Here is a 21,251-nt window from a genome sequence, read left to right as displayed (position 1 = left end):
AATCGTTAGCAGTGGACTTTCCTTATAGAATACAGTAACCAATGTTTTTCTTCTAAAATAAGCAAGGAAATGCAGCCCATAAGGCTTTGCCTTATGACACTATGAAATTAGGTGGTAATTTACGGAATGAAAGAACAATTTTCGAAATTGTTTGGTTTTACCGAACGAAGCAGCGGAGATGAAGTGAAACAAATTCCGGTTGGTGAAATTGTAAGCAGTCCATACCAACCCAGAACTATTTTTGATGACGAAAAAATCGATGAGCTGTGCCAAACAATTAAGACGCATGGCGTTATACAGCCTATCGTAGTTCGTTTCCGAAATGATAAGTATGAGCTTATCGCAGGGGAAAGACGTTGGCGTGCGGTAGTGAAGCTTGGCTATGAGACGATCCCAGCTATTTTACGGGATTTCAATGATTCTCAAGCGGCTTCGATCGCTTTGATCGAGAATTTGCAGCGAGAGGGGCTTACTTCTATTGAGGAAGCTCTAGCTTATCAGAACTTGATCGACCTGCATCAATTAACCCAAGAGAGCTTAGCTCAGCGGCTGGGAAAAAGTCAATCGACGATAGCCAACAAAATTAGGCTGCTTCAACTGCCTGAACAAGTCAAGACAGCGCTCATGGAGCGTAAAGTTACAGAACGTCATGCAAGAGCTTTGTTATCTCTTGATACGGAAGAACTTCAATTAAAGGTATTGGATGAAATTATCAGCAAAGAGTTGAATGTCAAACAGACGGAAGCGCGAGTGGCCTTTTATAAAGAGGTCGCTAAGAATAAGAAATCTCCAAAACGAATTTCCTTTTCGAAGGATGTTCGGCTGGCTCTTAATACGATTCGTCAGTCGATTGATATGGTAACCGGCTCGGGGATGCAGATTAAGACTTCTGAGAAGGACCATGAAGATCATTATGAAATCGTGATTCAAATTCCTAAAAGATAATGTGTGATGCTCGCTGACCATGACCGCGAGGTTAAGAGGTCAGCTTCTTTTTCGGCAAAATGGCTTGAGTCATCCGGGGTCATTTCCATCTAACCGAACGCGCAGCTAGCGGGAATGATCATTTATGCAAAGTGCGGACGCACTGATGACTTTGTTGTCTTTTTGTAGAATCAGCTTAGTTGATACTACCTAGAAATACACTACAAGAAGATTTTTAACGGATACTGAGGTGAAAAGATTGTCTAAAATCATTGCCATTGCTAACCAAAAGGGAGGAGTCGGTAAAACGACAACCTCCGTTAACCTCGGGGCAGGACTTGCTGCGATCGGTAAAAAAGTGCTGCTCATTGATATTGACCCGCAGGGAAATACGACAAGCGGAGTCGGAATCAACAAAGCCGATGTAGCCAATTGTATTTATGATGTGCTTATTAATGAAGTGAATCCGAAGGAAGCTATTGTTTCTACGCAGGTGGATGGGCTGGATATCATTCCCGCTACGATTCAGCTGGCAGGAGCGGAAATTGAGCTTGTGCCTACGATCTCACGTGAAGTCCGGCTTAAGAAGTCGATTCAACAAGTCAAGCATATGTACGATTATGTACTCATCGACTGCCCGCCGTCGCTTGGTATTTTAACGATCAATTCGCTTACGGCGGCTGATTCGGTATTGATTCCAATTCAATGCGAGTATTATGCGCTTGAAGGGTTGAGTCAACTTCTGAATACGGTACGTCTAGTTCAGAAGCACTTGAATACGTCGCTGCAAATTGAGGGCGTTTTGCTTACGATGTTTGATGCCCGTACCAACCTAGGGATTCAAGTTATCGAAGAGGTTAAGAAGTATTTTCAACAAAAGGTCTATAAAACAGTTATTCCGCGTAATGTTCGCTTAAGTGAAGCACCATCGCATGGTCAATCGATTATAACGTACGATCCCCGGTCTAAGGGAGCGGAAGTATATTTAGAGTTGGCAAAGGAAGTGGTCTCTTATGAGTAAACGATTGGGGAAAGGTTTGGATGCGCTGATACCATCGCTCTCCATTCAAGAGGATGATAAGGTAGTAGATATTCCACTGAATCAGCTCCGTGCCAACCCGTATCAGCCACGCAAGACTTTTGACGAGGATGCAATTCGTGAATTGGCGGAATCGATTCGCCAGCATGGCGTTATCCAACCGATCATTGTTCGAAGTGTGTTGAAAGGCTATGAAATCATTGCCGGGGAACGGAGATTCCGTGCTTCTCAATATTGCGGAAATGATACCATTCCAGCTGTTGTACGGTCTTTCTCCGATCAGCAGGTCATGGAGATAGCTTTAATCGAGAACTTGCAGCGTGAAAACTTAAATGCCATGGAAATAGCGGTAGCTTATCAAGGCTTGATGGATCAATTCCAGCTAACACAAGAAGAGCTATCATTAAAGGTAGGCAAGTCCCGCTCTCATATTGCAAACTTCCTTAGATTGCTATCGCTTCCCGAGGAAGTGAAGGATTATGTTTCACGTGGAACATTGTCCATGGGACATGCTCGGGCATTGGTTGGATTAAAGGATGCGACGATGATTAAGGATCTAGCCAAGCAGTGTATCGATAATGAGTGGAGTGTAAGAGAGCTTGAGGATGCTGTACAGCAATTAGACCGTAAGAAGAAGGATAAGCCTAAGCCAGTGTCCCTAAAGCGTGATCCATATATCGAAGAGGTTGAAGGAAGCCTGCGGGAGAAATTCAAAACAACCGTGAAGATCAAAGCAAGCAAGGATAAAGGTAAAATCGAAATCAATTATTATAGTCAACAAGATCTGCAAAGATTGCTTGATTTACTCTCTTGATTCAGGGTTCATTGCGAATGGCATATTCGTCTTGCCTGAGGGATGCTTTAATCTCTGCAGCGGAGGAATATGTCATTCTTTGATCATAGGGTGAATAGATTATGAGATGGAATGAACAAGGATTAAAATTGGTAGCGAACTAAAGATATAGAATAGAAAATATATTTCATCTATATAAAATTAGTTTGCATAAATGAAGATTAGCAGATATACCAGATTGCAGGTTGCATATATAATGCAGATTGCATATATAAGGATTACAAAAAAACGGATTGAAGAAGGACGAACTATAGAGGTGTGGAGTTAGCAGCAGCCGTCTGAGGAGGGGAGTTCACTGAAAAGGCAAAGGGTCATCTATTTGGATCATGCAGCTACGTCTTGGCCCAAGCCCCCAACAGTTGGGGAAGCCATGCTGGCAGTATTGAATGGCCAAGCTGCAAGTGCCGGTCGGGGAAATCACAATATGGCGCTTCAAGCAGGACGGATTATGTTTAAGGCTAGGCAGGCACTTGCGACGCTGTTTCATGTTTCTAACCCGAACGATATTGTGTTTACCTCAAACACGACCTCAGCGTTGAATTTAGCGATTAAAGGCTGGCTGAAGCCCGGAAACCACGTTATTGCAACGATGGTGGAGCATAATTCGGTAAGAAGACCGTTGGAATATTTAAAGAGAACAATCGGGATAGAAGTCGATTATGTGGCAGTGAATGAATATGGACAGATTGATCTGGATGTTTTGAGGAACTCTTTCCGTCCAGAGACGACGCTGTTGGTATGCTCGCACAGCTCGAATTTGCTGGGAAGCATCATGCCGCTGAAGGAAATAGGGCGCCTAGCTCATGAGCACGGGGCTGTATTTTTGGTGGATGCTGCACAAACCGCAGGGACATATCCGATTGATGTCGCCGAGATGGGTATAGATTTATTGGCTTTTCCGGGGCACAAAGGCCTGCTCGGCCCTCAAGGTACAGGAGGGCTGTACATTTCTCCCCAGGTAGAGCTGGAGCCTTTGCTGCATGGAGGGACGGGGAGTCAGTCCGAGGTACTGGAGCAGCCCACTGTCCGGCCAGACCGCTATGAAGCGGGAACGGCAAACATAGTTGGCATTGCCGGATTGGCAGCAGGTGTGCATGCCGTGCTTGAATATGGGGTGGAACAAGTTTATGAACGCCAAAGGATGCTTATCCAGAACATGATGAAGGAATTAGCGGGAATGCCAGGCATATCCTTAATCGGGCCGAGGTTTGGAGAACCGCGAACAGGGCTCGTGTCCTTTAATCTGGAGGGCAGGGATGCCGCAGAAATTGCATTTCTTTTAGATAGAGAATATGGGATTGCTGTTCGCGCCGGTTATCATTGTACGCCATTAGGGCATATGACTGCAGGAACATCGGCCGGCGGAGCAGTTAGAGCCAGCGTAGGGCTGGATACGACAGAGGAAGAGGTCGAGACATTCGTATTAGCCATGCGGAAAATTTCGGCTCAATGACATGAACATAGGGGAGAGGAAGCATGCAAGAATGGAATGAGCTCATTCTGGAGCAGTTGATTTGGGTCGTAATCGGATTAGTGATCGTGGTGGTTTGGCTGCTCATTTGGAATTTGCTTCAAGGTGCTAAGCTCCGGAAGGTCCGCCGGAAATATGAAATGATGATGCAGGGGACGGGCGTGGAGGATCTGGAGGGCTTGCTCATTGATTTGAAGCTGCAGCAGGGCAAGCTGGAGGATGCGCAGGAACAGCAGCAAAAAATTCTAGAGCATTTGCAAAAAATCGTTCCGAAGCAAAAAGCAAAGATCGGCATCAAGCGTTATAACGCTTTTGCCGAGCGTGGGAATGATTTAAGCTTCTCCATAGCATTCCTTAATGATGAGAAGGATGGGGTCGTCATTACGGGCATTTATAATCGGGATGGCTCTTATGTCTATGCCAAGCCGTTGACGAAGGGGGAGTCCCCGCATGCGCTATCCTCGGAAGAAGTCGAGGTTATTGCTCTCGCCGCGCAAGGGGAATAAACCCTTTGTTCCATTCCATGATGGCAGAATAGAGGCTGCTAGCAATGATTTCGGATAGACGCATGACCAGACTAAGCCGCGTGTTCTGCAATACAAAATATTCCATGAAGCCGCCGACGTTGACGATGCCAGTCAGATGGATATCGCCAACCGGCGGCAATTCTTTATTTACGCCTGCTCCGGGGCGCAGGGGTCCTTGGACGACCTGAATCGAGCCTACGCTGGTCGTTTGACCCAGACAGGCATCAATGCCGATGATATACGGATCCACAAATGTGGTATTAATTTGTTGGAGGGTATCTTTTAGATTCATGGCGTGAACCGGCTCATCCAGCGTGCCATATAAATGGAAGTGCGGGCAGTTGTACTTAGCCAAGGCGGTGCCCACAAGAGGACCCAGGCAATCGCCGGTGGAGCGGTCGGTGCCGATGCACACGACAACGATTTCCTGACCAGGCTCGATCTGGGCAAGGTGAAGCAGCAGTCGATGAATAATGGCGGAATGTATGCCCGGCTCGGTATGTGGTATTTTTAAATAGGGAATTTCTTGTCCTGTGATAGAAGGGTTTAGCTGAGACATAGAATCTTCCTTTCCGCTTGGAATATCGTTATAGCGGCCCGCGAACCGGAACATCTGCTATAAGGAATAATAGATAGTATATGGAAAAAAGAGCATTTCTATACTCCGACCAAAGTATCGCTTATAATAGGGGGCTAAAGGTGTGGACAGATGGTTAGTGATGGCGTTTGATTCAACGCAGCAAGCATTAAGGGCCGAGATGCTGCTGGAATATGCGGACATAGAAATCGACCTTTTTCCGACGCCTAAAGAAATCACGGCAGGCTGTGCTCTATCGATTCGTTTTCCAGAGGAATCCCTGCCAGATGTCAAGCAGATTGTAGAGCAGGAGAACGTTGAGATCCGGGGAATCTATTCCCAATCTGAATCAGGTTATGATAACATCGAGTTATAGGAGGGAGAAGATGAATTTTTTTACTGCTGAGACGGATCATTCTATAGATTCTCCTGAAGAAGTTTTTGAAGCGGCAATAACCTGGAAGGATAAGCTGTGGGCTTGGGCGACCAATATCGATATGTGGGAAATGGTCTTATTTTCAGCCTTGCGGATTATTCTCATTTTTGTACTTACAAGAATTTTTATCAGAATTATATATCGGGTGATTGACCGCTCCCTTGAGAAAAGACAGAACAGCCGCCTAAAGGTTAATCCACGCAGGTTCGTAACCGTTGGCGAGCTGCTTAAGAATATTACCTGGATTACAAGCAACTTTATTATGGTTATGCTCGTGCTGGGCGAATTCGGCTTCCAGCTTGCGCCGCTGCTTGCCGGGGCGGGAGTACTAGGACTGGCTATCGGCTTTGGCGCTCAGAGCCTGGTCAAGGACGTGATTACGGGATTCTTTATTATACTGGAGGATCAATTTGCCGTAGGCGATGTCATTCAAACTGGCAGCCTTAAAGGTACGGTAGAGATGATCGGGCTCCGTTCAACGCGGCTCGTCAGCTGGACGGGAGAAGTTCATATCATCCCGAACGGTATGATTACCAATGTTACGAACTATTCGTTGAACAATGCGATGGTCATTGTCGATTTCCCTTTTAGCAATGATAAGAAGCTTGACGAGAGTATCAGCTTGTTGAAAAAAGCAATGCTAAAAATGAAGGAGGATCACCCAAATACTCCGGAAATGCCGCATGTGCTTGGAGTCCAGTCGCTGAGCGCCAGCGAATTTGTAGTCCGTATTGTGATGGAATGCATGCCGGCCGCGAGAGAAGAGATGGAGCGGCAAATTCAAACCTATGTGAAGCAGGCGTTGGAGGAAGCTGAGACGCTGGCTTTGCCAGAAGGGGAATAAAGAGGGATTATTAGTTGCTTCAAAGTTGCTTAAGAGCTGCATAAGAATTGCATAGAGTGAAGCTTCAAACGACTGCACGGGATCGTGGTCTTAAATTAGGAATAATTATGGAAGATGTAGGAGAGGAATAGACATGGAGCGTAAATCGTTTGGGCTGGGCGATGTTGTGTTGATGAAGAAGAATCATCCTTGCGGCAGTAATGAAATGGAGATCATTCGAATGGGAATGGATATCCGGATCAAATGCGTAGGCTGCAAGCACAGTGTACTCGTTCCAAGAGCAAAGTTTGAGAAAAACATGCGCAAGGTGATCCGCCCGGCTGCAGCAGCCGGTGAAGAAAACTCGGATACGCAGAACCAGTCATAATTCTGTTAAAGGGCGCCGGACCGTTAGATTTGGTAGTTAATATTATACCGATATTGGGAACGTTTGTTCCCTTGATCGGTTAGGCGTTTTGTGATATACTCAATTGTGCTGTGGAAAGGTACCCAAGAGGTCCAAGGGGGCTGACTCGAAATCAGCTAGGCGTGTCAAAGCGTGCGTGGGTTCGAATCCCACCCTTTCCGCCATTATAGCTTAGAGGCTATAATCAGGTCGGGATGAGAACCTACAGGTGTGGGGTCGTCGGAGCATAAGCTTCGATAGCATAATCATCGCAGTCCCGGAATGCAATGGAGGGTATCCCACCCTTTCCGCCATCATAGTCTAGTCACTATAATTAGTTGGGATGAGAACCCACAAGAGTGGGGACGTCGGAGTATAGGCTTCGAGATCCTTCGATTACCTTTCATACATACTTGAATGTTTAAACCTATCTGCGTTTTTAACGTGGATAGGTTTTTTGGTTATGCCGATAGCTTGAAATGGCTACTATAAGGGATAATTATTTTTAGTACTAAATGACGTGAATGGGAGATACGAGCCGCTGCTAACTGTTGTGAAAAATTCCCTGTAGGAATCTTACCCGCCAAGCCATAAACAACAAAGAAGAACCCATGAGGGTTCTTCTTTTGCGACGGGATGCGGATTGGAATTCTTCTCTCACGACTAAGAAACATCTGATCTTCGCCTAGGCTTTAACGAAGTGACAAAGAGGGGTCTTTCTCAATTCGCGATCGTTTGCTTCTAACGGGTAGTGAATAAGACTCCAGGCAGCTGTGTTGCTCGTGGATGATCCAACGGAACCACACCTCTCTTTGCATCGCCGTCTGAGTGTATTATGCGCAGAGACTTGCGTTTTATGCACCGGATTTGTAATTAATATTTCCGTGACTAGGGGCTGGTACGATTCGATTAGTGGACGCGGGCTTTTTCGGCTTTTTTCCACTTGCGATTCTTGTTGGTTGTCTCAGGGAATGTGTCGCGGCGTTCCAGTTTGACTCGCTTGGGGTTGTTGATTTGTGTATGGAAGCTGCGCGCCTCGCCTACTTCCGTGTAGATGCCGGGATTCGGCGCTTTGTCCCCAGGCTCGAATTCGGTTTGTTCACCCATGGGTAAGGCCTCCTTTCGGATTAAAATGGGGAAGCTGCGATAAAAGGCATGAAGCACGTTTATTGTATGGAGTTCCTTTAGGTTTCATACTTGCAGGGAGTACGCGGGTTTGATATAATATTTTGGTGCGAGTTGAAGCTCGCTCCTTGCTCCCATGGGGAAGAAGGTGGGGGCCATAGTCCAAGAGGAGGTGACATATATGCGCAAATATGAAGTGATGTACATTATTCGTCCTGAACTTGAACAAGAAGCTGTTCAAGCCGTAGTTGACAAATTCCAAGGCATCATCCAAAACGGCGGTGAAATTACAAAGCACGAAGTGATGGGCAAACGCCGGCTTGCGTATGAGATCAACAAAATCCGTGACGGTATTTATGTCCTCGTGAATTTCACAGCGACTCCTGATGTCGTTGCTGAGCTCGAGCGGATTCTGAAGATTTCCGACGAGGTTATCCGTTATCTCATTACAAAAGACGTAGCCTAATATAGGCGTTCAAGAAGTCTCCGGACTTGCTTGAACACGGATTGTACTTTGTAAGCATTAGCCCGGAGGAGGGGATTGGATTGTTGAACCGTGTCATTCTGATCGGACGTCTAACCAGAGATCCCGAGCTGCGGTATACGCCGTCTGGCGTAGCGGTTACTCAGTTCACGATTGCCGTGGACAGACCGTTCACATCGCAGGGCGGAGAACGCGAAGCGGATTTTATTCCGGTCGTAACTTGGAGACAACTGGCTGAGACGTGCGCGAATTACTTGCGTAAGGGCCGCCTCACAGCTGTTGAAGGACGCATTCAGGTACGGAATTACGAGAATAACGAAGGCAAACGTGTATACGTAACCGAAGTCATTGCTGATAATGTCCGTTTCTTGGAATCTAATCGTGAAGGTGGCAGTGGTGGCGGACAGCGCGAGGAGAATCCATTCGGTGGAGGCAGCGCGGGCGGCAATAGCAACCGCAGCAGCAATTTCTCACGCAGCCAAGATCCATTCTCTGACGATGGGAAACCGATCGATATATCGGATGACGATTTGCCATTCTAATATAGGAAGGACTGAAAAGCATGAGCTTCAAGCAAAGAGAAGGCGGAGACGACAAAAGACCGGCACGCCGCGGCGGCCGCAACAAACGTCGAAAAGTATGTTATTTCACTGTGAACAAAATTACTCACATTGACTATAAAGATACTGAGCTGCTTAAGAAATTCATCAGCGAGCGCGGTAAAATTCTGCCTCGTCGTGTGACAGGTACAAGCGCGAAGTATCAACGTCTCTTGACGATTGCGATCAAACGCTCCCGTCAAATCGCATTGCTTCCGTACACTACGGAGTAATCGCATAGACGATCCATATGAAATCCTCTTTAAGTAGATAAGAGGGCAAGAGCATCTCTAGCAGATGCCGTCCCCCTTATTGAACAAGGGGGATTTTTTATTTTGTCATCTAATAAGGATTTAGGTTGTTTCCAGGTAAATCCTTAATTTCAAAAAAACACTTGGAATATAACTGGTAATACTATATATTAAATATCAAGAATATATTTCTATCAGTGGTTATTTTTATAATAAATAGTCCATTGAAGGCAACATTATAAAACCAAGTAAGTGGGGATGTTTAATTTAATTTAGATCGCTCTAGCATTTACAAAACCTTGTGACAGGGTGATGAATATGAATGATGATCTCTTGAGCATCAAGAATCTGTCGACCTCCTTTCGCATATCGGATCAATGGTATGCCGCCGTAGATAACCTAAGCTTAACAGTAAAGAGAAATGAAATATTGGCTATCGTCGGTGAGTCGGGTTCGGGTAAAAGCGCATTGGCCTTCTCCATTATGGGGCTGCATACTCGTGCCCGCATGGAGGGAGAAATTTATTACCAAGGCCAGAACCTCGCAGCAATGTCTCCAGCTGAATTAGACCGTCTTCGCGGCAACGAAATCAGTATGATCTTTCAGGATCCTTTATCCGCACTCAATCCTCTCATGATAATTGGTGAACAAATCGAAGAAGTGCTGCTTCTTCACGAATCCAAGCAGACAGCATCACCCAAGAAGTCCAGGAAGCATAGGAAGGAACAAGCCATTGAATTATTGCAGAAGGTGGGGATTCCTCGTCCAGAGCATGCCTACGGGCAGTATCCTCATGAATTATCCGGCGGCATGCGGCAACGGGTGGTCATTGCCATCGCCATAGCGAACCAGCCCAAACTGTTAATCGCTGATGAGCCAACGACAGCACTTGACGTTACCATTCAGCTGCAAATACTTGAGCTCATTCGGCGACTCAAGGAGGATATGGCTGCAGGAATCATTCTGATTACGCATGACTTGGGCGTTGTGGCAGAAATGGCGGACCGCGTAGCCGTAATGTACGCTGGGCAGATTGTTGAAATCGCTTCAATTTATACTTTGATGAAGAATGCGAAGCATCCTTATACCCGTTCGCTAATGAGCTCCTTGCCTACCGTTAATGATGAGGGTGCCAAGCTGCACGTCATTCACGGCGTTGTACCGTCTCTTAAGCATCTGCCTCGACAAGGCTGCCGGTTTCGCTCCCGGATACCCTGGATCGATGAGTCCAAGCACGAAGCTGATCCGCAGCTGCACGAGGTCGAACCGGGCCATTATGTCCGCTGCACATGCTATAAGGATTTTCATTTTCTCGATTACTGAGGGGAGGATCATGTATGGCGCTTCTTGAGGTTAGGGAGTTAAAGGTGCATTTTCCGGTCTATGGCGGGGTTTTCCGAAGGGTCATTGATCGGGTAAAGGCAGTTGATGGCGTCAGCCTGAATATAGAGGCAGGGCAGACCTACGGCCTGGTGGGGGAATCCGGCTCAGGGAAGACGACGACAGGGCGGGCGATCATCGGCTTGAATCCGGTCACTTCGGGGAGGATCCTGTTCCAGGGAGAAGATATCGGGGATGGGATGCGCCGGAGCCGTTCAAGGTTCCGAAGGGATATTCAGATGATCTTCCAGGACCCGTACTCTTCATTGAATCCGAAGAAGCGGGTGTTGGATATTGTAGCAGAGCCGCTGCGTAATTTCGAGCGTTTATCAGCCGCAGAGGAGAAGCGCCGCGTACAGGAGCTACTGGCTCAGGTTGGTCTAAGCGCAGAGACGATACATAAATATCCGCATGAATTTTCCGGAGGCCAGCGCCAGCGCATCGGCATTGCCCGGGCAATTGCTTTGAAGCCCAGGCTGATTATCGCCGATGAGCCGGTATCCTCGCTGGATGTATCCGTTCAGGCGCAGGTGTTGAACTTCATGCAGGATATTCAGAAGGAGCTGAATCTTACCTACCTATTTATCAGCCATGATCTCGGCATTATCCGCCACATGTGCGATTATATCGGCATTATGTATAAAGGGCGGCATGTGGAGCAGGGCACAACGAGGGATATTTTTGAGAACCCCCAGCATATTTATACGAAGCGTCTATTGGCGGCCATTCCGGATTTGGATCCGAAGCAGCGGGAGATACGTCACCGGCAGCGCGAATCGGTTCGTTTGGAATATGAGGAGGCTTATTCCCGGTACTTTGACGATGAGGGATTAGCCTGTGATTTAAAGCCGCTCTCTACGACCCACTTTGCGGCCTTGCCCGAAAGGGGGTGAAGCCGATGTGGAAAACGATTCTGCGCAGGCTGTTGATCATGATTCCGCAAATTATTCTGCTGAGTGTTCTTGTTTTTATTCTGGCGAAATCATTGCCAGGAGATGCCTTGACCGGAATGCTGGATCCGAGCGTCGATCCGTCGATGCTCCAGGAGCAGCGGGAGAAGCTGGGGTTGAATAATCCCTGGCATATTCAGTATTGGGATTGGATCACCAAGGCGGTTCAGGGCGATTTCGGCCAATCCTTCCGCTTCAAGATGCCGGTCATGGATTTAATTGGACAGCGAATTAACAATACGATATGGCTGTCTTTGGTGACGTTAGTGCTCACATATCTTATCGCGATTCCGCTGGGAATCATTAGCGGTCGTTATCACGATACCTGGGGAGACCGGATAATTACCGGATATACGTATTTAGGCTTTGCTGCGCCCTTATTTATTTTTGCCTTGCTGATGCTGTGGATTTTCGGGTTTCATTTTCAAATGTTCCCTACGGGAGGAAGCGTGGCTCCTGGGCTAGCGCCCGGTACCTTCGATTATATGGTCAGTAAAATATACCACTTGCTGCTGCCTGCCTTGTCAATGGCTCTGATTACTACCGTGTCTACCGTGCAATATTTGCGCAGCGAGATTATCGATATCAAGCAGAAGGATTTCGTTCTGCTGGCAAGGGCGAAGGGAGCGTCGGAATCCCGCGTTTATACGCATCACATTCTGCGGAACTCGCTTCTGCCGATCGCCGCGTTCTTTGGCTTTGAAATCACGGGACTCATCGGCGGGACTGTTTTTATAGAGTATATTTTCAGTTATCCGGGAATGGGGCAGCTGTTTTTGAACTCCATTTTGATTCGCGATTTCAGCGTCGTGACTGCCCTGGTTCTGCTTTACGGCATTGCTTCTATCTTGGGATCATTAATTTCGGACATTATTCTGGGCATTGTGGATCCTCGCATTCGCATTAAATAATGCATCGATCGTACGGGGGTGATGAAATGGATAAAGCAAGCAGGCTAGTAGAGGACGAAGTCTATGAGCCGTCAGCCAGCCCCTCCAGCTGGCAGATTTTATGGCGGGAGATCAAACGGGATAAGCTGGCGCTTGCGTCTCTGATTTTCTTGGGTATCGTCGTTGCGGCGGTCTATGGCGTATCTCTGATCCTGGACCAAAAGCAGATTGTAACGGTTGATTTATTTGCACTGTACCAGCCCCCCTCCTCGAAGTTCTGGCTTGGTACGGATTATGGCGGGCGGGATGTGTTCGGACAGCTGATTATTGGTACTAGAAACTCGCTGTCGATCGGAATTATCGTAACGGTTCTGACCGGAGTGATCGGCATTCTGGCCGGGCTGATCTCCGGGTACTTCGGCGGAACGGTAGATAACGTAGCGATGCGGGTTGTCGATTTTTTCATGATCCTGCCAACGCTAATGATCGTCATCGCCTTCGTGGCTGCTGTGCCAAAATACAGTGTTGTTTCGTTCTCGCTAATTATGACAGCCTTTCTATGGATGGGAATTGCCCGCCTGATCCGGTCAAAGACGCTGCAGGAGAGGGAGCTAGAATACGTGAAGGCTTCGCGGACGCTCGGCTCATCCCATCTGAAGATTATGTTTACCCAGGTCCTGCCTAATTTAAGCTCCATTATTATCGTGACGATGACGCTGAATTTAGCGGCCAATATCGGGCTGGAATCGGGCTTGTCCTTCCTGGGATTCGGGTTTCCCGAAAGTACCCCCAGTCTAGGAACTCTGGTCAGCTACGCCCGGAATCCGCAGACCCTGGAGTTCAGATGGTGGATTTGGTTGCCGGCATCACTACTCATTCTTGTATTGATGCTTAGCATAAATAATGTCGGTCAAGCGCTAAAGCGTGCGACGGATGCTAGACAAAGAAGAGGATGAAAGGGAGGAAATGCTATGGGAAGAAAGTTAACTCCACGAATGCTGCTGCCGCTATTGCTTACATTCATGATTGTTCTCTCTGCCTGTACGTCCGGCAAAGGGAACGAGGGAGCTCAGCCGCCAGGTCCGACCAACACACAGAACCAGACGGAGGGCGAGAACAAGCCGAAAGAGGAAGGGCTGTACTCCATTGAGGATTTCAGTAATGTCAAGACGAATGAAGGGGAGCCGATCAAAGGGGGATCGATTACTTACGGCCTGGTGTCAGATACGCCATTTGAAGGTATTTTAAATTATAATTTCTCCTCCGGCGCTCCGGATGCGGCAGTGCTGGGGTGGTTCGATGAATCGCTCCTAGCATGGGATAAGAACTATGTCTTTACGAACGATGGGGCAGCAACATATGAGGTATCAGAGGACGGAAGAACCTTTACGTTCACCATTCGCGATAATGTCAACTGGCATGACGGCAAGCCGGTAACGGCGGAGGATTGGGAGTTTGCCCATGAAGTCATTACACATAAGGATTATGACGGCCCGCGTTACGGCTCGGATTTTACCAATATTGAAGGAGTGCTCGAATATCGGGAAGGCAAAGCCGATAAAATCTCCGGCATTAAGGTGTTGAGCGATAAGAAGCTGCAAATTACGTATATTAAATCCACGCCGTCCTTATTGACGGGCAGCATCTGGACCTATCCGCTTGCGAAGCACATATTCGGCGATATGGAAATTGCCAAAATGTCCTCCTCCTCTGCGGTTCGCGAGAAGCCGATCGGCTTCGGCCCTTTTAAGGTAGAGAGCATCGTACCGGGGGAATCCGTGGTTTATACCAAGAATGCCGATTATTGGCGGGGAGAGCCGAATCTGGATAAAGTCGTGCTCAAGGTCATTAATCCGACAACGGTCGTTCAGCAATTGAAGTCGGGCGGGGTTGACCTGGTGGATTCATTCCCAATTGACCAGTTCCCTGACAATGCTAATATGTCCAATGTAGAATATTTGGGTGTTATCGATCGGGCCTATACTTACATCGGCTTCAAGCTGGGCAAATGGGATGAGGAGAACAAGGTAGTTGCCCCGGATCCTAATGCCAAAATGGCGGATGTGAACCTGCGCAGAGCGATGTGGCATGCGGTGGATAACGACCAAGTAGGCAAGCGCTTCTACCATGGCCTGCGCTGGAATGCGACGACGCTCATTCCGCCTTCCCATCCGGAGTTTCACGATGCTAGCAATCCGGGAATTGCGTATGATGTTGAGAAAGCCAATCAAATCCTGGATGAGGCCGGATACAAGAAAAACGGCGAATTCCGCACCAAGCCGGACGGCAGCGAGCTGGTGATCAACTTCTTATCGATGACGGGCGGAGACATCGCGGAGCCGCTGGCCCGTTATTACGTTCAATCCTGGAATGCGATCGGGCTGAACGTTAATCTAGAGCTGGTTGAATTCAACACCTTCTATGATCGTATCGGTAATAACGGGAAGGATGATCCTAATGTCGATGTGTATCAAGGCGCATGGACTGTAGGCATTGATGTTGACCCGGCAGGACTGTACGGACGGGATGCGTTGTATAATTTCTCAAGATACGCCAGCGAGGAGAACGACCGTCTTCTGGCAGAAGGGGTCTCTGAGAAAGCCTTCGATGTAGCGACGCGCAAGGCTATTTATAAAGAATGGCAGCAATTTATGATAGAGGAAGTTCCAGTGTTCCCGACGCTCTATCGTTCCGAGATTGTGCCTGTGAATAAGAGAATTCTTAATTATGCCATCGGCGACGGAACGGGAATCTATCTATATGAGCTGGCGGTGACGCAGGATAAGCCGTTTGTTGCAGAATAGAAGAGCCGACGTGCACAAAACGAAGTAATAGAAACGATCAAGCAGTGGATTAACCAAGCGAGTCCCCCGCGGAATGCGGGGGATTTTTTTGGTGTTTTTCCAACAACATATTTGTATGCAAAAACCGGTTTATGGTATAGTACGAAGCGGTAGAGTAATTTTAGTATTTTCGGTTTAATTACTATTTTGTAGTTTTTTGCCGAGGACTACGGTTTACAATTAATTGAAGACACCTGGTATTGCGGCTGTATACCGTATTTAACTGGAAATGCAGTGAGGGAGAGCCGTTATAGTACAAACCATGGGAGGCATATGATGTTAGAACGAAGAAATAGAGCCAAAGATAAAACGAAGAAGCGCAGCAGACTTAGAGGCCTGCTCATCACGCTGCTGGTCCTGATCATCGTCGGAGCCGGAGCATATACATTCCGCAAGCCGTTAGCATTAATGGCATTTGATTTGTTCCTCTCGGGGCAGGTGGAGGAGCAGCTGGAGAAATCATATTCCCCGATCGAAGGGGAGAAGCCCAAGCCTGTCGTTGCCGCCAAAGAGATGAAGCCATTTACCGCTTTGCTGCTAGGCATCGACCAGCGGGGGAATGAACCGGCGCGCTCCGATACACTGATCTATGCTGTCGTGCGTCCGCAGGACTCCAAGGTATTGCTCATCTCGATCCCGCGAGATACGTATACCGAAATCGTCGGACGGGACAAGGACGACAAGATCAACCATGCCTATGCATTCGGCGGGGCCAAGATGACCAAGGATACCGTGGCGAATTTCATGGGTTATCCCGCAGATTACTATGCGGCCATTAATTTTGAGGGCCTGCGGAATGTTGTAGACGAGCTCGGCGGAATCGAGCTGCCGATCGACAAGGATATCGTGAACAAGCACAAGGACCATGAGAAATTCACGATTAAGGCGGGCAAGCCGTTGTATGACGGTCAGGAAGCGCTTAATTACGTCAGATATCGGGAGGACAGCGACTTCAACCGGACGAAGCGGCATCAGATCTTCCTGAACGCTCTGGTCGATCGCATGCTGAAGCTGGACCAAATCGGAAAGATCCCTGATTTAATGGATATGCTGGGGGAGAATTTCAAGACGGATATGGCTCCGAGCTTCATTATTCAGCTGTCCAAGCAACTGCTGACCAACCAGGCGCCGCAAATCAACGGGTTTACCATCATGGGTGAAGGCATGCGCAAGAACGGAGTTTATTATATTCAAGCCAATGAAGAAGACGTAACTTTTGCCGGGGAGCTGATTGAGAGCTGGACGAATCCGAATACGAAGACAGAGGATTTGCTAAGTCCTGATGCACAATCGGCCCAAGAAGGGCAGAATAGCGAGCAGCCATAAATTCTTATATGGATATTATTTAAGTCTCTACAGAATCGTAACCTTATTCGGCAGTCCGGTCCCCGGCTGCCGATTTCGCACCTGTAATGGAACAAATCCTGCTGTGCATCGTAACAATAGGGAGAGTCTGAAAAGGGCAGAGGAGGACTTTTATATATGAATATCGCGTTTTTTCTACTACCCAAAAAAGACGTCGTTACCGTAACCCTGGATTCTACGCTCAGGCAAACTTTAGAGAGAATGGAATACCACAGATATACGGCCGTGCCGATCATCGGCAAGGATGGCGTCTACGTCGGCACTGTAACCGAGGGAGATCTGCTGTGGTACATGAAGAATTCCGGAGGCAAGGTGACTTTTGAGAACGCTTCTAAATTTCTACTCAAGGACGTCCCGCTCAAGATGAACAACAGGCCGGTATCCATCGATGCGGCGATGGAAGGCCTGATCAACCTCGCCAAGGTGCAGAACTTCGTGCCCGTGGTTGATGATATGGGGCGGTTCATCGGCATTGTACGACGCAGCCAGATCATCGAGTATTGCGAGCGGTTTGTAACGAGGGATGTATCCGTTCCCAAAAATTAGAGGCAAGGTTTGCTTCATAGGAAGGAATTGCTTTATGCTATAATGAAGAATAAAGCTTTTTTCAGGGAGGGTGGAAGCTGTCCGCCATGCAGAAAGAAATGGATGTGGCCAAACGCGCCAAAGTGATTGAGTGGCTCAAAACGGAAGTAGTCGATCACGTATCCCGTTTATTCAAGGCATTGTGGGAAGGCAGCACGACACGGGTAAGTGACAGTCTCGCCAGTCTGATCGTCAGTTCTTACATATTAGGACGCAGGCTTGGCGTATCCTATAAGGATATGGACGATCATATCCTGGAAAAGCTGAAGAAGCATGAGCAAGAAGGGCACCAGTTGGAAGATTGGTATCAGGATATTTCTACATTGCAAGAACATTTGCGCAAGAGGTGAACCCATTTGAATTTACGCTGGACCTCGATTGCATGGAGCGTAGTATATCTGCTGCTCCTGCTGTCGTTTGCATCGCCTTTTTCTTTTATCACGATTTTCGTTATGTTATTGCCCGGCGTCATCCTCTACGCAACGTTATCGCTGAGAGCATTCTTATTTCACATCGCAGTCGTATGGGCGGCAGCATTCCTTCTGCTGCTGAATCCCGTGATTATTCTTCTGGCTATTTTCTTCATTGTTCCGGTGCTGGTCATGGGATATCTGTACAAGGCAAGGGCGTCCGCTCTCAAGGTGGTTGTAATGGGAACGGGAACGCTTCTGCTGGAATTTCTGCTGGCCTTCCTCGCCATTACCGTCATTTATGATTTTAACCTGGCCTCTTCGATCGAAGAGACGCTGACGACGATGACGACCCTGATGCAGAATATGGCCGACAACGAATTGATCGCTGCCGATCTCGTATGGACTCCGGAGATTGCGCAGGAGCTCTCCAGCCTGGCCGCGAGAATGACTCCATTCACAATGATCATGGGCTCGTTCCTGCTTGCAGCAGTGACGCATATGATTGCCCGGCCGATCCTGAGCAGCCTCGGATATGCGGTGCCTAGCTTCCCGCCGGTGCGGGACTGGAGACTGCCGCGGGCGCTGATCTGGTACTACCTGGCTACGGTATTGATTATGCTGTTCGGCGGCGCTGCTGTTATGGACAGCTTCGTCGGCACGGTGCTTCTCAACTTGTCGCCGATGCTTAATTTCTTGTTTATGATTCAGGCAGCCAGCTTTTTCTTCTTCTTGGCTTATCATAAGAAGTGGAACCCGGCGATTCCGGTGTTGCTGATCATAGTGATGCTGTTTGTTCCTCCCCTGAAAATCGTGGGGATCCTGGATATCGCTACACCGCTGCGTGAGATAATTACGAGATCAAGACGATAGGGTGAGAAATCATGCCTAATTTACTTCAAAAACGTTGGCACGGCTATCAGAGCGTATGGGTGTTTGCGCTGCAGCTTCTGCTCGTCATATTTATCTCGTATTACAATTGGATCCTGGGCCTGATCAGTCTGTGTTTGGTTTGCGGCTTGACCTACGTCATGCTGCAGGCGGAGCGGCGCTTCCGCAAGGAGCTTGTTCGCTATGTGACCAATCTGACGTACCGGATCAAACGGGTAGAGGGCGAGGCGGTGAGCCGGCTGCCGTTCGGCATCCTGCTGTACAGCGAGGAACGGACGGTAGAGTGGCATAACCGCTTCGTGAACCAAATGTTCTGTCTGGATTCCGTCGTTGGGCAGCCGCTGACAGAGCTGCTTCCAACGGTGCCTCCACACCCTCCCCGGGACAAGAAGGATCCGGCTGTGAATACAATCTCTACGGTCGAGGCGGTCGTAGCAGACCGCCATTACGAATTGACGGTGCTGCATGATGAGCGCCTGATTTACGTTCACGACATAACCGCGTTCGCGGGTCTTCGCGACCGATACGAGGATGAGAAGGCCGCGCTGGGCATCGTGATGCTCGACAACCTGGACGAGGCGGCCCAGGGGATGGACGATCAGCAGCGGACCGCGCTTATCGCCCGCGTGGCCACGGTTCTGACGGAATGGGCGAAGCAGTACAGGGTCTACCTGCGAAGATTGTCCTCGGAGCGATATTTGATGATGCTGAATCAAAAATCGCTGAACGAACTGGAGCAGAGCCGGTTCGTGATCCTGGACGAGGTCCGCGAGATGACCGCGGACCTGAAGGTGCCGATGACGCTGAGCATCGGCCTCGCCTCCGGCACCGAGCGCTACAGCGAGCTGGGCGAACTCGCCCAGTCGAGTCTGGATATGGCGCTCGGGCGCGGGGGGGACCAGGCCGCTGTGAAGGCCGGTCAGCGGCTCTCGTTCTATGGCGGCAAGTCGGGCGCCATAGAGAAGCGGACGCGCGTGCGGGCGCGCGTCATTGCGCATGCTCTCCGCGATTTGATGCAGGAGAGCGATAGGGTCATTATTATGGGCCACCGCATGCCGGACCTGGACGTCATCGGCGCCTCCATCGGCGTATTGAAGGCGGCGGATATGTTCCAGGTCGAGGCGCATATCGTGCTCGACGACAAGAATCCGGGCATCGACCGCCTGATGGAACGGATCGAGAAGGAAGAGCCTCTGCATCGCCGCTTCATCACGTCGGCGCACGCGCTCGACATCATGACCGAGCATACGCTATTGATCGTCGTCGATACGCATAAGGCATCGATGACGATGGAGCCTAGACTGGTCGAAGAGGCCAGCCGGGTCGTTGTCGTCGATCATCACCGGCGGGGCGAGGAATTCATTAACGATGCGGTGCTCGTCTACCTTGAGCCGTATGCCTCCTCGGCGTGCGAGCTTGTTACCGAGCTGCTGCAGTACATTCATGAGAAGGTCGAGCTCAGCCCGCTGGAGGCGACCACGCTGCTTGCGGGAATTACGGTGGACACGAAGCATTTCGCGCTGCATACCGGGTCGCGCACGTTCGAGGCTGCGGCATTCCTGCGGCGGATTGGCGCCGACACCGTGATGGTGCAGCGGGTACTCAAGGAGGACCTGCAGGAATATATCGCAAAAGCCGATATTATAAAGCATGCGCGCATGATTTATAATCATATCGCTCTGGCGGTAACGGAGCCGAACCGCAAGATTCCTCAGCTGCTGATCGCCCAGGTGGCTGACACGCTGCTGAACATGACGAATGTGCTGGCCTCGTTCGTGATTAGCGAGCGGCCGGATGGCTTGATCGGGATCAGCGCCCGGTCATTGGGCAATATGAACGTGCAGATCGTGATGGAGCGGCTGGGCGGCGGAGGGCATCTGACGAACGCTGCAGTGCAATTGGAAGGAACCCAGGCTGAAGCGGAGAGAAGGCTGCTGGAAGTGTTGGATGAAATAGAAAAGGAAGAGGGGTTATTCGAATGAAAGTTATTTTCTTGCAAGACGTGAAGGGTCAAGGCAAAAAAGGGGAAATCAAGAACGTATCCGAAGGTTATGCACAGAACTTCCTGATTCCGCGGGGGCTGGTGCGAGTGGCAACCGAAGGCAACGTCAAGACGCTTGAGGTTCAGAATGCGGCGGAACAGAAGCGCAAAGCCCAGGAGAAGGAAGAAGCGATCCAGCTGGGCAAGAAGCTGGAGGAAATGACGGTCACGCTGCAGGCTAAAGCCGGAGAAGGCGGCCGTCTGTTCGGCGCGATCACGAACAAGCAAATTGCCGAAGCATTGGCTAAAGCGGGCGTGAAGATCGACCGGCGCAAAATCGAGCTTGCGGAGCCGATCCGGACGCTTGGCGTTACCCAGGTTCCTGTGAAGCTTCACCCTGACGTGAAATCGACGCTCAAGGTTCAAGTAACGGAGGAGTAA

Annotated in this window: 24 protein-coding genes and 1 tRNA gene; 23 read left to right on the top strand and 2 right to left on the bottom strand. The window is 49.1% G+C overall.

Features of this window, described 5'->3' with window-relative positions; genetic code table 11:
- Window positions 1-126 precede the first annotated feature (126 nt).
- The 5 genes from noc (at window position 127) to BN2762_RS07750 (ending at window position 4,793) form a co-directional block, all read left to right on the top strand.
- The gene (gene noc / locus BN2762_RS07770) at window positions 127-945 is read left to right on the top strand and encodes a nucleoid occlusion protein (protein ID WP_055106434.1); all 819 of its coding nucleotides are present in this window, start codon (window positions 127-129) and stop codon (window positions 943-945) included.
- 238 nt (window positions 946-1,183) lie between these two features.
- The gene (locus tag BN2762_RS07765) at window positions 1,184-1,945 is read left to right on the top strand and encodes a ParA family protein (RefSeq protein ID WP_055106433.1); all 762 of its coding nucleotides are present in this window, start codon (window positions 1,184-1,186) and stop codon (window positions 1,943-1,945) included.
- On the top strand, window positions 1,938-2,777 hold the full coding sequence (locus BN2762_RS07760) for a ParB/RepB/Spo0J family partition protein (RefSeq protein ID WP_055106432.1): 840 nt from the start codon (window positions 1,938-1,940) through the stop codon (window positions 2,775-2,777). The genes BN2762_RS07765 and BN2762_RS07760 overlap by 8 nt, the downstream gene beginning before the upstream one ends.
- A 334-nt stretch (window positions 2,778-3,111) precedes the next feature.
- Window positions 3,112-4,269, top strand: a complete 1,158-nt coding sequence (locus BN2762_RS07755) for an aminotransferase class V-fold PLP-dependent enzyme (RefSeq protein WP_055106431.1) — start codon at window positions 3,112-3,114, stop codon at window positions 4,267-4,269.
- Between the two features lie 23 nt (window positions 4,270-4,292).
- Complete coding sequence (locus BN2762_RS07750) at window positions 4,293-4,793, top strand: DUF4446 family protein (protein ID WP_055106430.1); 501 nt, start codon at window positions 4,293-4,295, stop codon at window positions 4,791-4,793.
- Here BN2762_RS07750 and yyaC read toward each other — a convergent pair.
- Window positions 4,765-5,373: a spore protease YyaC gene (gene yyaC, locus BN2762_RS07745; protein WP_055106429.1), complete on the bottom strand. Its 609-nt coding sequence runs from the start codon at window positions 5,371-5,373 to the stop codon at window positions 4,765-4,767. The two genes, BN2762_RS07750 and yyaC, sit on opposite strands and share 29 nt — an antisense overlap.
- 160 nt (window positions 5,374-5,533) lie before the next feature.
- Here yyaC and BN2762_RS07740 point away from each other — a divergent pair, with 160 nt between their 5' ends.
- From BN2762_RS07740 to BN2762_RS07725, 4 genes are all read left to right on the top strand, one after another.
- Window positions 5,534-5,767, top strand: a complete 234-nt coding sequence (locus BN2762_RS07740) for a putative Se/S carrier protein (RefSeq protein WP_055106428.1) — start codon at window positions 5,534-5,536, stop codon at window positions 5,765-5,767.
- Window positions 5,768-5,777: 10 nt separating this feature from the next.
- Window positions 5,778-6,671 (top strand): mechanosensitive ion channel family protein, encoded by an 894-nt coding sequence (locus BN2762_RS07735; RefSeq protein WP_055106427.1) that lies wholly within the window; start codon window positions 5,778-5,780, stop codon window positions 6,669-6,671.
- Between the two features lie 133 nt (window positions 6,672-6,804).
- Window positions 6,805-7,038: a DUF951 domain-containing protein gene (locus tag BN2762_RS07730; RefSeq protein ID WP_055106426.1), complete on the top strand. Its 234-nt coding sequence runs from the start codon at window positions 6,805-6,807 to the stop codon at window positions 7,036-7,038.
- A gap of 112 nt (window positions 7,039-7,150) precedes the next feature.
- Window positions 7,151-7,241: transfer RNA gene (locus BN2762_RS07725), tRNA-Ser, on the top strand.
- A 724-nt stretch (window positions 7,242-7,965) separates the two neighbouring features.
- Here BN2762_RS07725 and BN2762_RS07720 read toward each other — a convergent pair.
- Window positions 7,966-8,163, bottom strand: coding sequence for a YjzC family protein (locus BN2762_RS07720; protein ID WP_055106425.1), 198 nt, complete (start codon window positions 8,161-8,163; stop codon window positions 7,966-7,968).
- A gap of 199 nt (window positions 8,164-8,362) precedes the next feature.
- On the opposite strand from BN2762_RS07720, the gene rpsF reads away from it, so the two are divergent.
- The 14 genes from rpsF to rplI all read left to right on the top strand — a co-directional run bounded on the left by rpsF (window position 8,363) and on the right by rplI (window position 21,251).
- Window positions 8,363-8,647: a 30S ribosomal protein S6 gene (gene rpsF / locus BN2762_RS07715; RefSeq protein ID WP_019639411.1), complete on the top strand. Its 285-nt coding sequence runs from the start codon at window positions 8,363-8,365 to the stop codon at window positions 8,645-8,647.
- A gap of 80 nt (window positions 8,648-8,727) precedes the next feature.
- A complete protein-coding gene (gene ssb / locus BN2762_RS07710) occupies window positions 8,728-9,207 on the top strand; it encodes a single-stranded DNA-binding protein (protein WP_055106424.1) in 480 nt (159 codons plus the stop codon).
- A 20-nt stretch (window positions 9,208-9,227) separates the two neighbouring features.
- Complete coding sequence (rpsR, locus tag BN2762_RS07705) at window positions 9,228-9,497, top strand: 30S ribosomal protein S18 (protein WP_009223360.1); 270 nt, start codon at window positions 9,228-9,230, stop codon at window positions 9,495-9,497.
- Between the two features lie 336 nt (window positions 9,498-9,833).
- Window positions 9,834-10,838, top strand: coding sequence for an ABC transporter ATP-binding protein (locus BN2762_RS07700; protein ID WP_055106423.1), 1,005 nt, complete (start codon window positions 9,834-9,836; stop codon window positions 10,836-10,838).
- A 14-nt stretch (window positions 10,839-10,852) separates the two neighbouring features.
- Window positions 10,853-11,788: an ABC transporter ATP-binding protein gene (locus BN2762_RS07695; RefSeq protein ID WP_055106422.1), complete on the top strand. Its 936-nt coding sequence runs from the start codon at window positions 10,853-10,855 to the stop codon at window positions 11,786-11,788.
- 5 nt (window positions 11,789-11,793) lie between these two features.
- Window positions 11,794-12,756 (top strand): oligopeptide ABC transporter permease, encoded by a 963-nt coding sequence (opp4B, locus tag BN2762_RS07690; RefSeq protein ID WP_055106421.1) that lies wholly within the window; start codon window positions 11,794-11,796, stop codon window positions 12,754-12,756.
- A 26-nt stretch (window positions 12,757-12,782) separates the two neighbouring features.
- On the top strand, window positions 12,783-13,691 hold the full coding sequence (locus BN2762_RS07685) for an ABC transporter permease (protein WP_055106420.1): 909 nt from the start codon (window positions 12,783-12,785) through the stop codon (window positions 13,689-13,691).
- Between the two features lie 15 nt (window positions 13,692-13,706).
- A complete protein-coding gene (locus tag BN2762_RS07680; RefSeq protein ID WP_055106419.1) occupies window positions 13,707-15,539 on the top strand; it encodes an oligopeptide ABC transporter substrate-binding protein in 1,833 nt (610 codons plus the stop codon).
- A 315-nt stretch (window positions 15,540-15,854) separates the two neighbouring features.
- Entirely contained in the window at window positions 15,855-16,904 is a 1,050-nt protein-coding gene (locus BN2762_RS07675) for an LCP family protein (RefSeq protein ID WP_055106418.1), read from the top strand.
- A 156-nt stretch (window positions 16,905-17,060) separates the two neighbouring features.
- Window positions 17,061-17,489: a CBS domain-containing protein gene (locus BN2762_RS07670; protein WP_055106417.1), complete on the top strand. Its 429-nt coding sequence runs from the start codon at window positions 17,061-17,063 to the stop codon at window positions 17,487-17,489.
- A gap of 86 nt (window positions 17,490-17,575) precedes the next feature.
- The gene (locus tag BN2762_RS07665) at window positions 17,576-17,878 is read left to right on the top strand and encodes a MazG-like family protein (RefSeq protein ID WP_055106416.1); all 303 of its coding nucleotides are present in this window, start codon (window positions 17,576-17,578) and stop codon (window positions 17,876-17,878) included.
- Between the two features lie 6 nt (window positions 17,879-17,884).
- Window positions 17,885-18,811 (top strand): DUF2232 domain-containing protein, encoded by a 927-nt coding sequence (locus tag BN2762_RS07660; protein WP_055106415.1) that lies wholly within the window; start codon window positions 17,885-17,887, stop codon window positions 18,809-18,811.
- An 11-nt stretch (window positions 18,812-18,822) separates the two neighbouring features.
- A complete protein-coding gene (locus tag BN2762_RS07655) occupies window positions 18,823-20,811 on the top strand; it encodes a DHH family phosphoesterase (RefSeq protein WP_055106414.1) in 1,989 nt (662 codons plus the stop codon).
- Window positions 20,808-21,251 carry a 50S ribosomal protein L9 gene (rplI, locus tag BN2762_RS07650; RefSeq protein ID WP_055106413.1) on the top strand — a complete coding sequence of 148 codons (444 nt, stop codon included), beginning with the start codon at window positions 20,808-20,810 and terminating at the stop codon, window positions 21,249-21,251. The genes BN2762_RS07655 and rplI overlap by 4 nt, the downstream gene beginning before the upstream one ends.

The sequence above is a fragment of the Paenibacillus ihumii genome, assembly GCF_001403875.1.
GTDB lineage: Bacteria > Bacillota > Bacilli > Paenibacillales > Paenibacillaceae > Fontibacillus > Fontibacillus ihumii.
This window is presented reverse-complemented; position numbering and strand designations above follow the sequence as displayed.

Excerpts from the sequence above, each read along its gene's own strand:
- noc (WP_055106434.1), top strand. The coding sequence starts at position 127 with ATGAAAGAACAATTTTCGAAATTGTTTGGTTTTACCGAACGAAGCAGC.
- BN2762_RS07760 (WP_055106432.1), top strand. The coding sequence starts at position 1,938 with ATGAGTAAACGATTGGGGAAAGGTTTGGATGCGCTGATACCATCGCTC.
- BN2762_RS07750 (WP_055106430.1), top strand. The coding sequence starts at position 4,293 with ATGCAAGAATGGAATGAGCTCATTCTGGAGCAGTTGATTTGGGTCGTA.
- yyaC (WP_055106429.1), bottom strand. The coding sequence starts at position 5,373 with ATGTCTCAGCTAAACCCTTCTATCACAGGACAAGAAATTCCCTATTTA.
- BN2762_RS07740 (WP_055106428.1), top strand. The coding sequence starts at position 5,534 with ATGGCGTTTGATTCAACGCAGCAAGCATTAAGGGCCGAGATGCTGCTG.
- BN2762_RS07735 (WP_055106427.1), top strand. The coding sequence starts at position 5,778 with ATGAATTTTTTTACTGCTGAGACGGATCATTCTATAGATTCTCCTGAA.
- BN2762_RS07730 (WP_055106426.1), top strand. The coding sequence starts at position 6,805 with ATGGAGCGTAAATCGTTTGGGCTGGGCGATGTTGTGTTGATGAAGAAG.
- BN2762_RS07720 (WP_055106425.1), bottom strand. The coding sequence starts at position 8,163 with ATGGGTGAACAAACCGAATTCGAGCCTGGGGACAAAGCGCCGAATCCC.
- rpsF (WP_019639411.1), top strand. The coding sequence starts at position 8,363 with ATGCGCAAATATGAAGTGATGTACATTATTCGTCCTGAACTTGAACAA.
- rpsR (WP_009223360.1), top strand. The coding sequence starts at position 9,228 with ATGAGCTTCAAGCAAAGAGAAGGCGGAGACGACAAAAGACCGGCACGC.
- BN2762_RS07700 (WP_055106423.1), top strand. The coding sequence starts at position 9,834 with ATGAATGATGATCTCTTGAGCATCAAGAATCTGTCGACCTCCTTTCGC.
- BN2762_RS07695 (WP_055106422.1), top strand. The coding sequence starts at position 10,853 with ATGGCGCTTCTTGAGGTTAGGGAGTTAAAGGTGCATTTTCCGGTCTAT.
- opp4B (WP_055106421.1), top strand. The coding sequence starts at position 11,794 with ATGTGGAAAACGATTCTGCGCAGGCTGTTGATCATGATTCCGCAAATT.
- BN2762_RS07685 (WP_055106420.1), top strand. The coding sequence starts at position 12,783 with ATGGATAAAGCAAGCAGGCTAGTAGAGGACGAAGTCTATGAGCCGTCA.
- BN2762_RS07680 (WP_055106419.1), top strand. The coding sequence starts at position 13,707 with ATGGGAAGAAAGTTAACTCCACGAATGCTGCTGCCGCTATTGCTTACA.
- BN2762_RS07675 (WP_055106418.1), top strand. The coding sequence starts at position 15,855 with ATGTTAGAACGAAGAAATAGAGCCAAAGATAAAACGAAGAAGCGCAGC.
- BN2762_RS07670 (WP_055106417.1), top strand. The coding sequence starts at position 17,061 with ATGAATATCGCGTTTTTTCTACTACCCAAAAAAGACGTCGTTACCGTA.
- BN2762_RS07665 (WP_055106416.1), top strand. The coding sequence starts at position 17,576 with ATGCAGAAAGAAATGGATGTGGCCAAACGCGCCAAAGTGATTGAGTGG.
- BN2762_RS07655 (WP_055106414.1), top strand. The coding sequence starts at position 18,823 with ATGCCTAATTTACTTCAAAAACGTTGGCACGGCTATCAGAGCGTATGG.
- rplI (WP_055106413.1), top strand. The coding sequence starts at position 20,808 with ATGAAAGTTATTTTCTTGCAAGACGTGAAGGGTCAAGGCAAAAAAGGG.